The sequence below is a fragment of the Pseudomonas sp. PB101 genome, assembly GCF_009764265.1.
In the GTDB taxonomy this organism is placed as follows: Bacteria; Pseudomonadota; Gammaproteobacteria; order Pseudomonadales; family Pseudomonadaceae; genus Aquipseudomonas.
In genome coordinates this window covers 134515-147592 of sequence record NZ_RWIR01000004.1, presented here as the reverse complement: position 1 = coordinate 147592, position 13078 = coordinate 134515, and the positions used below count along the sequence as shown (strand labels likewise).

9 protein-coding genes are annotated in these 13078 nt (G+C 60.6%); 4 read left to right on the top strand and 5 right to left on the bottom strand.

Annotated features, from left to right (window positions below):
- Positions 1-213 precede the first annotated feature (213 nt).
- Positions 214-2688 carry a UvrD-helicase domain-containing protein gene (locus EI969_RS01035; protein ID WP_160385555.1) on the bottom strand — a complete coding sequence of 825 codons (2475 nt, stop codon included), beginning with the start codon at positions 2686-2688 and terminating at the stop codon, positions 214-216.
- Between the two features lie 245 nt (positions 2689-2933).
- On the opposite strand from EI969_RS01035, the gene EI969_RS01030 reads away from it, so the two are divergent.
- Positions 2934-3629 (top strand): pirin family protein, encoded by a 696-nt coding sequence (locus tag EI969_RS01030; protein ID WP_160385554.1) that lies wholly within the window; start codon positions 2934-2936, stop codon positions 3627-3629.
- A 166-nt stretch (positions 3630-3795) separates the two neighbouring features.
- Here EI969_RS01030 and pgm read toward each other — a convergent pair whose 3' ends face one another.
- The 4 genes from pgm to EI969_RS01010 all read right to left on the bottom strand — a co-directional run bounded on the left by pgm (position 3796) and on the right by EI969_RS01010 (position 10022).
- On the bottom strand, positions 3796-5439 hold the full coding sequence (pgm, locus tag EI969_RS01025) for a phosphoglucomutase (alpha-D-glucose-1,6-bisphosphate-dependent) (protein WP_160385553.1): 1644 nt from the start codon (positions 5437-5439) through the stop codon (positions 3796-3798).
- 111 nt (positions 5440-5550) lie between these two features.
- On the bottom strand, positions 5551-6951 hold the full coding sequence (locus EI969_RS01020; protein ID WP_160385552.1) for a PLP-dependent aminotransferase family protein: 1401 nt from the start codon (positions 6949-6951) through the stop codon (positions 5551-5553).
- Positions 6952-6991: 40 nt separating this feature from the next.
- Positions 6992-8434 carry a hypothetical protein gene (locus tag EI969_RS01015; RefSeq protein WP_160385551.1) on the bottom strand — a complete coding sequence of 481 codons (1443 nt, stop codon included), beginning with the start codon at positions 8432-8434 and terminating at the stop codon, positions 6992-6994.
- Positions 8435-8999: 565 nt separating this feature from the next.
- The gene (locus EI969_RS01010) at positions 9000-10022 is read right to left on the bottom strand and encodes a zinc-dependent alcohol dehydrogenase family protein (protein WP_160385550.1); all 1023 of its coding nucleotides are present in this window, start codon (positions 10020-10022) and stop codon (positions 9000-9002) included.
- Positions 10023-10292: 270 nt separating this feature from the next.
- On the opposite strand from EI969_RS01010, the gene EI969_RS01005 reads away from it, so the two are divergent.
- From EI969_RS01005 to EI969_RS00995, 3 genes are all read left to right on the top strand, one after another.
- Positions 10293-11207, top strand: coding sequence for a LysR family transcriptional regulator (locus EI969_RS01005; protein WP_095942189.1), 915 nt, complete (start codon positions 10293-10295; stop codon positions 11205-11207).
- 118 nt (positions 11208-11325) lie between these two features.
- Complete coding sequence (locus EI969_RS01000; protein WP_224789992.1) at positions 11326-11997, top strand: GntR family transcriptional regulator; 672 nt, start codon at positions 11326-11328, stop codon at positions 11995-11997.
- A gap of 258 nt (positions 11998-12255) precedes the next feature.
- Positions 12256-13074 (top strand): transporter substrate-binding domain-containing protein, encoded by an 819-nt coding sequence (locus EI969_RS00995; RefSeq protein WP_046042020.1) that lies wholly within the window; start codon positions 12256-12258, stop codon positions 13072-13074.
- The last annotated feature ends 4 nt before the right edge of the window (positions 13075-13078 follow it).

Sequence of the window (13078 nt, the reverse complement as noted above, 5' to 3'; positions counted from 1 at the left end):
TAACGCGTGTAACCCGGATAATCGCGGTGCACTCGAGTCCATCGCCAGCAAGCCGGCTCCTACAGTTTGGCGTTCACATCATTTCGACCAGGACGCGGTCCCTTGTAGGAGCTGGCTTGCCAGCGATGGTCGTTAACGTTGACGCGTGTGACCTGGATAAACGCGGCGCACTTGAGTCCATCGCCAGCAAGCCGGCTCCTACAGGGTTGCGATTCAGGCGGTGGTCTGGCTTTTACGATGATCGACAAAAAACGCCTTGCCCTTGCCAACCCGGTCGGATGCCTTGGGCAGGTTCGCGGCCTGGGTGTCTTGCGCATCGACGTACCAGTAGCAATGGCTGACGGCTCGGGTAATGCCCACGTATGCCAGGCGCAGGATCTCGTCCTTCTGGGCGTTGTCGTAGGGTTCGCTGTCGCCGGCCTTGCCCAGGCCCGCCAGGCGGTAGACCTGATTCTTGTAGGGTGAACTGGTCAGGTGCTGGCAGTCGCCGAGCAGGAACACTGCATCGGCCTGGAGGCCCTTGGCGCTGTGATAGGTCAGTTGCTTGAGCCTGCGAGCCTCATACGGCAAGCTCGAATCAACATTAACTACAGACTGAATATGCTCTTCTATCAATGACTTATCGCTACTTTTTCGATAAAGCATCAAGATTGAATCACCCTTCCGGTAATGCTCCATCAGGCGCTGCGCCATGCCCTGGTCATCACGGTCGAGGACGTTCACCGGCAGCAATGCCTTGGGCTCGCCGCTGGCCTTGGCTTTCTTCCCGGCAATCGCCGGTGCTGCGCGCACGATGTGCTCGGCGGCATCGATGATGTGCTGGTGGCTGCGGTAGTTGTCGCTGAGCATGACCTTGGTGGTGCTCGGCGACGGGAACTCCTTGTTGAATTCCATGAAGTAACTCGGCGAACTGCCGCGCCAGCCATAGATGGACTGCCAGTCATCACCCACACAAAGCAGCGAGGAACGCTGGGCCCCGCGCCCGACGTGCATGGCCGGCCCGCGACTGCGGATCTCCGCCAGGCTGGCCCGGATCCAGGAGACGATCTGCGGCGAAACGTCCTGGAATTCGTCGATCATCAGGTGCGACAGCGGTCGCAGCAACTCGTCGCCGAGCAGTTTCAGATTCTCCGGCGAATGTTCGCTGAACAGGGCGAACATCCGGTTGTAGGTCATGATCGGCGGTTTCTGATCGAGCAAGTGATCTTCCAGCGCCCGCCAGTACAGACTCAAGGCTTCAAAGAAGAACCGGTCGGGATCGTCCTTGGCGAAACTCATCTGCCCCACGGCGCTCGGCACGTCCAGACCGAGGTTTTCGATGAACCCGGCGGCGGCGACAAAACAATCGAGCAGCGGCGCCGAAGCGAGCTCGCCCTTGACCTTGTAATCGAAGCCCGGCCCGGCACTGGCATCGCCGGCAAGGGAGGCCAGGACACGCTTTGACGATTCGTAACTATCAAGCCATATCAATGGCTTACGGCAGAAAGCTTGAAACAGGGTGCGCTTTACCGCCCACTCTGCGCGCACCGACAGCTTGGCGTTTGGCCGGGCCAGCTGCGGGCTTTCCCTGGGATCGAACCCCAGCACCACCCAGGCATCCAGGGACGCAATGTAGCCGTGACAATGGAATGTCGAGCCATTGATATCGAACGACTGGCGATTCGGCTCGATACCCTTGATCGGCCAGGCACCAGCGCGAATCCACAAATCCTCAAGGGTGTCGCACAACTCTTCATCGCGCTTGGCCGCCAGTTCGGTCACGCCGATGCGTTTCTGCACATCCGGGTGATCGCGCTCCAGCTCCTTGAGTTGCAGGGCATGCCGGGACAACGGCTTGATCAGCTCGCGAAAACGCTCATCGTCGCGGTGCAGACGGTGATAGCAGGCATTGAGCTGTTGGCGTTGAGCGTCGTTGATGCGCAGGTCGAACGGATTGCTGTCGACCTCCTCGTCACCCTGTGCAGTGCGCAGGCTGAGGTTCTCGAACGCCTGCAGACGCTCGAAACCGGGAAGGCTGCGCACCATCGGCAGGATCCGCGAGTGAAAGGTGCGCACCAGGTCCCGCGCCTCCTTGAAACTGATCGCGCGGCCCCAGAGCGCAAACAGTTCGATCAGCTTGTTGATGAAGTCCTTGCGCGACTCGCGGGTGAAGGTCACCACGGTCATCGAACTCAGCTCGAAGCCCAGGTAATGGCTCAACAGCAGGATGCGCAGCACCAGCGTGGTCGATTTGCCTGCACCGGCGCCCGCGATCACCGAGGTGGACGGCGTGTCGCTGAAGATCATTTTCCACTGGGCGGCGCTGGGCTGGGCATGGGCCGGCAGCAACCGGGCGACATCCGCCTTCATGCGCTTCTTCAACTCGGCGCTCAAGGGCAGGCGCCAATCGTCGAACAGCAGCTCATCGACATTCGGTGGCCGGTGTTCAGTGCTGCGCGAGTCGCGGATCAGCAGGACCTGCCGACCCTCCTCCAGCCCTTCGAGCTTGCCTTCCTTGTAGCCGTAATCGACCCCGGCGCTGTGTCCACTGCGAAAACCATCAGCCTGGCCGTGCAACCACGACGCACGGTGCTGTGCGTGCAGGCGGGTCAGGCTGTAGCCGAAGAACCGGGCGAGCAATCGCTTGATCAGCGGCATCTCGGCCAGGGGACGAAGTTCAGGAGGAAGATCGGGGGTGTGTTGCGGCACGCGGACTGACTCCAGGGTGTGAGGCTGTTGGGCGCTATGGTGTCTGCATTTGCCCTTGAGTTCTAGTCAATTGCTTATGACTCATTGGCTTATGCGATGAATTGAAGGTTGGATGAGAAAATTTCGAGATAACTTCATATCTATCGATTCGATGGGAATGCTGCATTTTTTACGCTTTTTATCGATTGTTGCCTGTTGGATGATGGCCGTCATTACCCACCGACGAACCTTTTCAGGAGACGATCATGCTCGAACTCAGGCCTTTCAACTCGCTCGGCGGTGCTAACCACGGCTGGTTGGATGCTCACCACCATTTTTCGTTCGCCGAGTACTACGACCCCAAACGTATGAACTGGGGCAACCTGCGGGTCTGGAATGACGACGTGATCGCTCCTGGCACCGGTTTCCCGCAACATCCGCACCGCGACATGGAGATCATCACCTATGTCCGCGAAGGCGCCATTACCCACCAGGACAACCTTGGCAACAAGGGCCGCACCGAAGCCGGTGACGTCCAGGTCATGAGCGCCGGCACCGGGATCGCCCACAGCGAGTACAACCTGGAAGCTACACCGACGAGGATTTTCCAGATCTGGATCATCCCCAACGAGACCGGCCTGGCCCCTTCCTGGGGCGCCAAGCCGTTCCCGAAAGGCGACCGCGAAGGTTTTGTCACGCTGGCCAGCGGCAAGGAAGGCGACGAACAGAGCCTGCGCATCCGCGCCGATGCCCGGCTGGTGGCGGCCAATCTGAAGGCTGGCGAGACTGCCGAGTACCACCTGGACAATGGTCGTCGTGCGTACCTGGTACCGGCCACCGGGGTCATTGAAGTCAATGGCTTGCGCGCACAAGCTCGAGACGGAGTCGCGGTGGCCGATGAGGCCGTGTTGCGGGTGACGGCCATTGAGGACAGTGAGATTGTTCTGGTGGACTTGGCCTGATCCGAAATTTGCGGCGTTCTTGCTGAAGTCATCGCTGGCAAGCCAGCTCCTACAAAGGCGAATGCATTCCAATGTAGGAGCGAGCCTGCTCGCGAAAAACCCGAGAATACGCGGGGTGTCAGGCTGCCAGCGTTATCGTTGACGACCATCGCGAGCAGGCTCGCTCTTACAAGGAAATCGCCCCATCCACCAGCGCTTGCGCCTCGGCCACCAGTTGCTTGAGGTGGTCGTCGCTGACAAAGCTTTCGGCGTAGATCTTGTAGATGTCTTCCGTGCCCGACGGGCGCGCCGCGAACCAGCCGTTTTCGGTCATGACCTTGAGGCCGCCAATGGCCTGGTCATTGCCCGGTGCGTGGCTGAGGATGCTCTGGATCGGCTCGCCCGCCAGTTCGGTCGAGGTGACCTGTTGCGGCGACAGCTTGCTCAGCAGCGCTTTCTGCTGCGGATTGGCCTTGGCGTCGACCCGCACCGAGAACGGTTCACCCAGTTCATCGGTCAAGGCGCGATAGGCCTGGCTCGGGTCGCGACCGGTGCGGGCGGTCATCTCGGCGGCCAGCAGGGCCGGGATCAAACCGTCCTTGTCGGTGCTCCAGACGCTGCCGTCCTTGCGCAGGAACGAGGCGCCGGCGCTTTCTTCGCCACCAAAACCCAGGGAGCCATCGAACAGGCCATCGGCAAACCATTTGAAGCCGACCGGCACTTCGTACAGGCGACGACCCAGGCGCTTGGCCACGCGATCGATCAGGCCGCTGCTGACCACGGTTTTACCCACGGCGGCATCAGCGCGCCATTGCGCACGGTTCTGGAACAGGTAGTCGATGGACACCGCGAGGTAGTTGTTCGGCGCCAGCAAACCACCGGACGGCGTGACGATGCCATGGCGGTCGTGGTCCGGATCGCAGGCAAACGCCACGTCGAAGCGTTCCTTGAGGCCGATCAGGCCTTGCATGGCGTGGCTGGACGATGGGTCCATGCGGATCTGGCCGTCCCAGTCGACGGTCATGAAGCGGAAAGTCGAGTCGACCTCTTTGTTCACCACCTCCAGGTCCAGGCGGTAATGCTCGGCAATTGCCGACCAGTAGCGCACCCCTGCTCCACCCAGCGGATCGACACCCAGGCGCAGCTTGGCGTCGCGGATGGCGTCGAAGTCGATCACGTTGATCAGGTCGGCGACATAGGTGTTGAGATAGTCGTGACGATGGGTGGTGCTGGCCTTCAGTGCCTGCTCGTAGCCGATGCGCTTGACGCCCGCGAGCTTGTTGGCCAGCAATTCGTTGGCCTTGGCTTCGATCCACTTGGTGATGTGGGTATCGGCCGGACCACCGTTGGTTGGGTTGTACTTGTAGCCACCGCTCTGCGGCGGATTGTGCGACGGCGTGATGACGATGCCGTCCGCCAGGCCGCTGGTGCGACCACGGTTGTAGCAGAGAATCGCATGGGAAATGGCTGGCGTCGGCGTGTACTCGTCGCCCGCGGCGATCATCACCGTCACGCCGTTGGCCGCCAGCACTTCGAGGGCGCTGGCGCCGGCCGGCGTGGACAGCGCGTGGGTGTCGATGCCGACGAACAGCGGGCCGTCGATGCCTTGAGCTTGGCGATACAGGCAGATCGCCTGGCTGATCGCCAGCACGTGCCATTCGTTGAAACTCAAGTCGAACGAGCTGCCACGGTGCCCGGACGTGCCGAAGGCAACGCGCTGGGTCGAAATCGCGGCATCAGGCTGGCCGGTGTAATAGGCCGTTACCAGTCGCGGGATGTCGACCAACAATTGTGCCGGTGCCGGTTTACCCGCAAAAGGACTGAGTGTCATGCAAAACCTCTGGAATAGAGTGGTTAAGGAGTTGGGTCGCAGTTTACTGGCAGTTTGACCGCAACGCGATGGGATCGATCCACGGGGAGTGAAGCTTGTTTGTCGCCCCGCTCAGTCGATCGATTCCAGACGCAGCGCATCGCCCAACAAACCCAGCGCGGCGGCCAGATTGTGATCACCGCCGAAGGTATGGCTCAGGCGCAAATGTTGCCCGTGCAGGCCATGCAGGCTGAACAGTTCGCCCGGCGCGACAACCACCTGATGCGCCAACAGGCGCTGGAACACCCGGCGGACATTGACCTGACGCAGCGAGCGCACCCAGATCGTTGCCCCGCCTTCTGGCTCGACGAAATGCAAGGCATCGCCCAGCCGCTCCTGCAACAGCTGGGTCATCTGACTTTTACGCTCCTTGAGCAGCCGTCGCAGCACCAGCAGGTGTTGATCGATGCGGCCGCTGCTATATAAACGGGCGATGGCTTTCTGGCGTATCGGCGACAGACGGAAGGAGCGCAGCAGAAAGTGCCGTTGCAGCTCGGCGCTCAAATGCCTTGAAAGCAGGTAGCCATAGGGCGCTTCCGCACCAATGGTTTTTTCGAAGGTGGAAAACACCATCAGCCGTTCAGGGTCCAGCAAGTCGCGAAAGCGTACGCCATCGGGTTCGAATCCGAGTTCGCCATAACAGTCGTTTTCCAGCACCCAGCTGTCATGCACAGCCAACAGCCGGGCGATGGCCTGGCGGTTTTCGTCAGGCGCCTGGCTGCCGCGCGGCATGTTCAGGGCCGATGACAGCATCACCAATTGCACCGGTTCGGTTTCCAGCAGCGTTTTCAGGCGCTGCGGATCCAGGCAGCCATCGGCTTGCACGGGCAACTCGATCACGTGCACGCAGGCGGCCTGGAACAACCGCAGGAACGTCCAGTCGCACGGTGACTCCACCACTACCGTGGCGTCTTTCAACGCCAGCACGGCGATGAGGATTTCCAGTACGCCCCGAAGATCGGCGCCGATATAGACATCATCGGCGTGCCAGTAGCGCATGGGTGACGTGGTGTAGCGCGCTGCCAGGGCGGTGCGCAATTCCAGCTCGCCGCAGGGCTGCGAAGGCGACTGCGGCTGGCGCGGGTACTGGCGCAGCAACTCGCGCTCCAGCAGCAGCAACGGGCTGTCCAGCGGCTGCAGCAGGGCCGGCTCATCGGCGCTCAGGACCAGCATCCCCGGACGCCGGGCATTGACGTACACCGCTTCCAGCAGATCGCTGGCGCTGTCCTGCGGGTTGATCGAGGACACCGGCAACGCGTAGTAACCGGACTTGGCCACTGAATAGACGCGCCCTTCCTTCTCCAGCAGCGAATAGGCGTATTGAATGGTCGAGATCGACACATTGAGGCGCTCTGCCAGTTGCCGCAGCGACGGCAGGCGAATGCGCGAATCCCCTTCCGATTCGTTGATCAGGCAGGCCAGGTATCGATAGACCGCCTGATAGGCGAAATCCGTTTCTCGTGGTCCTTTCATGGCAGCAGGCCGACAACACTGGCTGGAAATCCGTCCACGTTCAGTGATCCGCCGACCATTCTTCCTCCAGCGTGAGGCTGACGTCAGGCGCCCCGCTATTGCCTTGCGACGCCCATTGCAGGCGATAGAGCTGGCCAATCAGGCTGACGGGCAAGCCGCTGACGTCCATCATCCAGTGCATGATCTGTTCGGCGACCGAATGCCCCTGCATGGCCCGGTGCAACTCCGGCAAGGCCACCAACATGCCCGGGTGGCACTCTCGCAAAAAGCGCTCAAGTCCCGCACCTTGCTCAACAAAGGGGGAAAAGAGCAGGCACACCAGTTGTGCTTCGCTCAGGCCCAGGATCTTCTGCGCCTCAGCCGTTGCCCGTGCGCGCAGCTCGCTCAGTGTCGCCGGGTTGCCGAATACCTCGATGGCCTGCTCGCACAAACGCTCGGGCAGCTCCTTGCGACGCATCATCACCAAGGCGCGCTGCAGGTATTGCGCAATGCCGCCGGCGTAATCGCGACCCTGCACGAAGCACGCTTGCAACCCGCGCACGTGCGCCGAGATCAACGGACTGACGAATTCGTTGTCGCTGACCTGCCCGGACAATTCGCCAGGCCGGAATCCGAGAAATTCAGTGAGTATTGGCCAGCGCTCTTCCAGGCTACTGACCAGCAGGTCGTGAATGTCGATGCAGGCCGCACGACGACAAGTCTCGAAGCGCTCCTGCGGACGCCATCGAGCCTGACCATGACCGGCATACAACGCCTGATAACAGTCGCTGCCCAGTTCATCGAGCAGTGCAAACAACTCCGCAGAACCGGCTTCGCCCACTGGCAAAGGCTCGAGCCCTGCCTTGGTGGCGGCACGCCGCAAACCGTCCATGAACTGCTGTTGCTGACGTGGCGTGTCACTGATGAGCAAGGCGTCGACACCACCGTCCCAGCGAGCGATTTGCCCGTAGAACTCTGCCGTGGCCAGATAACCGTCATCCCACAGGTCCAACCCGCCACGCCACTGCCGGCGATGGCCAATCATCAACAGGTTCAGGCGACTCGCCTCGCGAGCGGCATCGGACATCGGTGCCAGGTGATCAAACGGCAGGATTTCCCGGTCATCGACCATCAACACCTCGACCCGGGGGTCGTCATAGACAAACAAGGCGCTGTTGGTCCTGTGCATGTTTTCCATGGCCATACCGCTTGCGCCGTTCAGGCGCAACGAGGCGATGCGCAGCTGGAAAGTCGTCGGCGAACGCGTGGCGATCGTCAATTGCGCGGCACGCAACAGGGCCAAGGCGTAGCAGTTGTCACGGGCCCCGGTCTGGACCGCCAACACCTTGTAGTCGCCAATCTGCTCCATGCCCCCCGCCGCGAACGCCAGGCGTTGAATCAACAATTGCAATGCGGTGCGTTCGGCACGCGAGAAAAAACCCAGCAATCGCTGCAGCACTTGTTGATAGACATAGTTCATCGCTTGGTCATGGATGCTGGTCATCTTTATTTACCTGGTACGCGTAAGTTCAATATCGTGCGGACAGCAAATGGCGCGGGACTGTCTGCACGAATGGAGTCATGGACTTTATTGCCAAATGCTAGCACTTGAATTTTCTGGAAATTATTTGAAACGATCGCAACAGCGCTTCTTTCGATCGCCAAAGACGAGGCTGTAGTGCCCGGCTGGCAAGGGTTTGTTGGGTTTTAGGGAAGATCCTAGGAAACGTCCGACAAAGTCCCACAGACACTTAACACAAGAAATAAAGAAGAAAGTAGTCGCTGTCTTTTTGGCAACTACAGGACAACTAAATAATGTGGAGGTTTGCACCGATGGTGCACTTTTAAAAGTTATAGCCTGACAGACAGCCATGACTCATTCCTTGAGATGAAAGTAATCATTCAATTATCAGTGCTTAGTGGCTGATTAGAAGCTACAGATTACGGGCAAAAACCAGTTCAGTTGCTGGACCGGCCTGCGGATCGACGGCTTCTTTTTGCGGAGGGGGGCACAAACGAAAGAGTCCGTGCAGGCACGGACTCTTGGGGGTGGGCATTTGCAGCGGTGGTTACGCCGGCTCGACCTGCAGCGCGACCCTTTCGCGACACGGGCATTCGTCCATGTAGCGGTGTGCCTCGACAAACTCGGCAAACGGGAACACCCGAGTCTTGAGCGGCAGCAGAACGCGATCGGCGGTCAGCTGGTTGATGTCGCGCAAGGCACGTTGCAGTGCGGCCTGGTCCTGGGTGATGCCCAGTTCCGGCTTGCCCGTGAAGTTGCCGATGCAGTGCACGAAGAACTGAATGTTCTTCTGGAACGCTGCGCAGGCCGGGAACGGCGTCTGGTTGCCACCTTGCAGGCCGTACAGCACCAGGCTGCCGCGAGGCGCCAGGACATCGCCCAGCAACGACATCTGCGGACCGCCCAAACCATCGAAGACCACGTCCACGCCACGGTTGTCGGTGATCTTGTTGATCCGCATCAGCAGATCTTCTTCCTCGGTGACGATGACTTTCTCGGCACCCAGTGACAGCAGGTATTCACGTTCCTCTTCGGTCTTGGTCGCGGCGATCACTCGAACACCCAAGGCCTTGCCCAGTTGAACGAACGAAGGTCCGGCGCAATGACTCGCGTCAGTCACCAGGGCGAATTGCCCTGGCTTGACCCGTGCCAGATCCGCATAAGCGAAATAGGCGATCAACAACGGCGTGTAGTGCACGCTGGCTTCAATCGGGCTGAGCACATCCGGATAACGGGTGACTGCCGAGCGTGGCAGAACGATCAACTCACCGTAGACCGGATAGTCGTTCGGGCTTTGGGCCGGGAAGCTGGCGACCTTGTCACCGACCTCCAGGTCGTCGACACCCTCACCGACGGCGGTGACGATACCAGCCATCTCCTGCCCCAGGCCTGAAGGCAGGCGGGCATGGGACGGGGCCAGGTTCTGACGCCAGAGAGTGTCATACCAACTGATGCCGATCGCTTCGACGCGCACCTGCACTTCGCCCGGTGCAGGCTGAGCCGTCGCATGCTCTTCGCATTTGAGCACCTCGGCTGGACCAAACTTGTGAAAACGGATCGTGCGGGACATCGCAAACCTCGCCAAATGAACCTCTAATGCCTTGAACTCTAGCTGGGCTTTCAACCCAACACTATCTGTGGCTATTAATAGTCGACATGCCTGTCATTGATTCCGCAGCGGCGGCAACATCGTCAAATGTCGTAAGAAACCGAAGCAGCCCATGTAGGAAAAACTGAATTACCCGGTGCAGAGTACCAGCCTTTCCCCGTAATATTCCTGCTGGCCATTGTTCTCATATGGCCGCCCACGTCAAGCTTGCTGACTCTGCCAGGACTCCAGATGAATCGTAATGACCTGCGTCGTGTCGACCTGAACCTGTTGATCGTTTTCGAAACATTGATGCACGAACGCAGCGTGACCCGCGCCGCGGAAAAACTGTTCCTCGGCCAGCCCGCCATCAGTGCGGCGCTCTCGCGCCTGCGCGGCTTGTTCGATGACCCTTTGTTCGTGCGAACCGGGCGCAGCATGGAGCCGTCCGCCAGGGCCGTCGAGATCTTCGCCCTGCTCTCGCCGGCGCTGGATTCGATTTCCACGGCGGTCAGCCGTGCGGCCGAGTTCGATCCTGCCACAAGTACCGCGGTGTTCCGCATCGGCCTTTCGGACGACGTCGAGTTCGCCTTGCTGCCGATGCTGCTCAAGCGCCTGCGGGCCGAATCGCCGGGGATCGTGCTGGTGGTGCGCCGGGTCAACTACATCCTGATGCCGGGATTGCTGGCATCCGGCGAGATTTCCATCGGCGTCAGCTACACCACCGACCTGCCGGCCAACGCCAAGCGCAAGGTGCTGCGTCGCAGCCAGCCGAAACTGTTGCGCGCCGACACCGTGCCGGGGCCGTTGAGCCTGGATGATTACTGCGCTCGCCCCCATGCCCTGGTGTCGTTCGCCGGCGACCTCAGCGGCTTCATCGATGAAGAACTGGAGAAGCTCGGACGCAAGCGTCATGTCGTATTGGCCGTGCCACAGTTCAACGGTCTGAGCACCCTGCTCGCCGGCACCGACATCGTCGCCACCGTGCCGGACTACACGGCCGATGCGTTGACCGCCGCCGGCGGTGTGCGCGCGGAAGATCCGCCGTTGCCGGTGCGCAGCTTCGAACTGCACATGGCCTGGCGCGGGTCGCAGGATAATGATCCGGGGGAGCGCTGGTTGCGCTCGCGGATCCAGATGTTCTTCGGGGATCCGGATAGCCTCTGAGAAGACGGCGCAGGCCTGAATGAAAACGGGCGCCTTTACCGGCGCCCGTTTTGTTGTAGCGGATCAGCAAAAGAATTTCGTATACCCTAGCGCTATCTCACTCCAAATGACCGCCGCCGTGAACCTGACCAAACTCAACGCACCCGACCTTGGTAACACGCCTTCGACGTCGGAGATCATCACTCGCCATCTGCGGGATGCGATTGTCGCCGGGCATTTTGCCGAGGATGAGCCGATCCGCCAGGACGACATCGCCCGCCAGTTCAATGTCAGCAAGATCCCGGTGCGCGAAGCCCTCAAGCGGCTGGAGGCCGAAGGGTTGGTGATGTTCCAGCGCAATCGCGGGGCGATGGTCACGCGGGTTTCCGATGCGGAACTGGCGCAGATGTTCGAAGTGCGGATGTTGCTGGAGGACAAGATTCTGCGCCTGGCCATTCCGAACATGACCGAAGAGACCTTCGCCCGTGCCGAGCGCATCTGCCAGGAGTTCATCGGCGAGGACGACGTGGGGCGCTGGGCCGAGCTCAACTGGGAGCTGCATTCCTGCCTGTACGAGCCTGCGCAGCGGCCGTTTCTGGTGAGCCTGATCCGTTCGGTCAATGACAAGCTGGAGCGTTATCTACGCATGCAGATGAGCTTGTCGGCCGGCAAGGAACGGGCCGATCACGAACACCGCGAGATCCTCGCGGCCTGCCGCGCCGGGGATGTGGACCTGGCGGTGAAGCTTCTGGACGAGCACATTGCCGGCGTCTGCACGACCCTGTTCGAGCACCTGCCGCACACCCACTGACCCGCGATAATCAGCGTCAGGCGTGCAGTGTTCCCTAAAGGTGCGCCCACGCACCCATTGCTCCCATCTGTAACACTGCCAGCGTTTGCCCTGGCTTCCTCTCTCCCGCCCGTTGCTCCCCCACAAGACCTCTACTTCAAGGCCTGACGATTTATTCACGGTCGGAACTTGAATCGGGCACGTTGATTGCTACTGTTAATATCGTATACGAAATCCCCAATACGATATTCAACAGCACTCCACATCAACGAGGCCTCTATGAAAAACCCCGCATTTGCCGTAGCCCTCAGCGCTGTTCTCAGTACCTCCTTCATCGCCACTGCCCAGGCCGACAAGCTCGACGACATCATCGGTTCGGGCAAGCTGCGCTGCGCCGTGACCCTGGACTTCCCGCCCATGGGCTTTCGCGATGCCAGCAACTCGCCGGCCGGCTTCGATGTGGACTATTGCCGCGACCTGGCGAAGATCCTCGGGGTCGAGGCCGAAGTGGTGGAGACGCCGTTCCCGGATCGCATTCCGGCACTGGTCTCCGGGCGGGCTGACGTGATCGTCGCGTCCACCTCCGACACCCTCGAGCGCGCCAAGACCGTTGGCCTCACCGTGCCCTACTTCGCCTTCCAGATGGTGGTGCTGACCCGCGACGACACCGGCATCAACGGCTTCGACGACCTCAAGGGCAAGGCAGTGGGCAACACCAGCGGCACCTATGAGGCCATCGCCCTGGAGAAAGACGTGAAGAACTGGGGCTCCGGCAGTTTCCGGGCCTACCAGTCGCAGAGCGATACCCTGCTGGCCGTCGCCCAAGGCCACATCGATGCCACCGTGGTCACCAATACCGTGGCCGCCGCCACCCTCAAGTCGGGCAAATACAAAAACCTCAAAGTCGCCGGTAACGCCCCGTACGTCATCGACTACGTGTCCCTGGGTGCCAAGCGCAGCGAGTTCGGTCTGCTCAACTACCTCAACCTGTTCGTCAACCAACAGGTGCGTACCGGACGCTACAAGGAGCTGTTCGTTAAATGGGTCGGCACCGAGATCCCGCCGACCAACCTGACCGTGCCTCAGGTCTACTACTGAGATG

Bases quoted from the DNA above. Each gene is read 5' to 3' on its own strand.
- EI969_RS01010 (WP_160385550.1), bottom strand. From the start codon at position 10,022: ATGTCCCGCACGATCCGTTTTCACAAGTTTGGTCCAGCCGAGGTGCTC.
- EI969_RS01020 (WP_160385552.1), bottom strand. From the start codon at position 6,951: ATGAAAGGACCACGAGAAACGGATTTCGCCTATCAGGCGGTCTATCGA.
- pgm (WP_160385553.1), bottom strand. From the start codon at position 5,439: ATGACACTCAGTCCTTTTGCGGGTAAACCGGCACCGGCACAATTGTTG.
- EI969_RS01015 (WP_160385551.1), bottom strand. From the start codon at position 8,434: ATGACCAGCATCCATGACCAAGCGATGAACTATGTCTATCAACAAGTG.
- EI969_RS01005 (WP_095942189.1), top strand. From the start codon at position 10,293: ATGAATCGTAATGACCTGCGTCGTGTCGACCTGAACCTGTTGATCGTT.
- EI969_RS00995 (WP_046042020.1), top strand. From the start codon at position 12,256: ATGAAAAACCCCGCATTTGCCGTAGCCCTCAGCGCTGTTCTCAGTACC.
- EI969_RS01030 (WP_160385554.1), top strand. From the start codon at position 2,934: ATGCTCGAACTCAGGCCTTTCAACTCGCTCGGCGGTGCTAACCACGGC.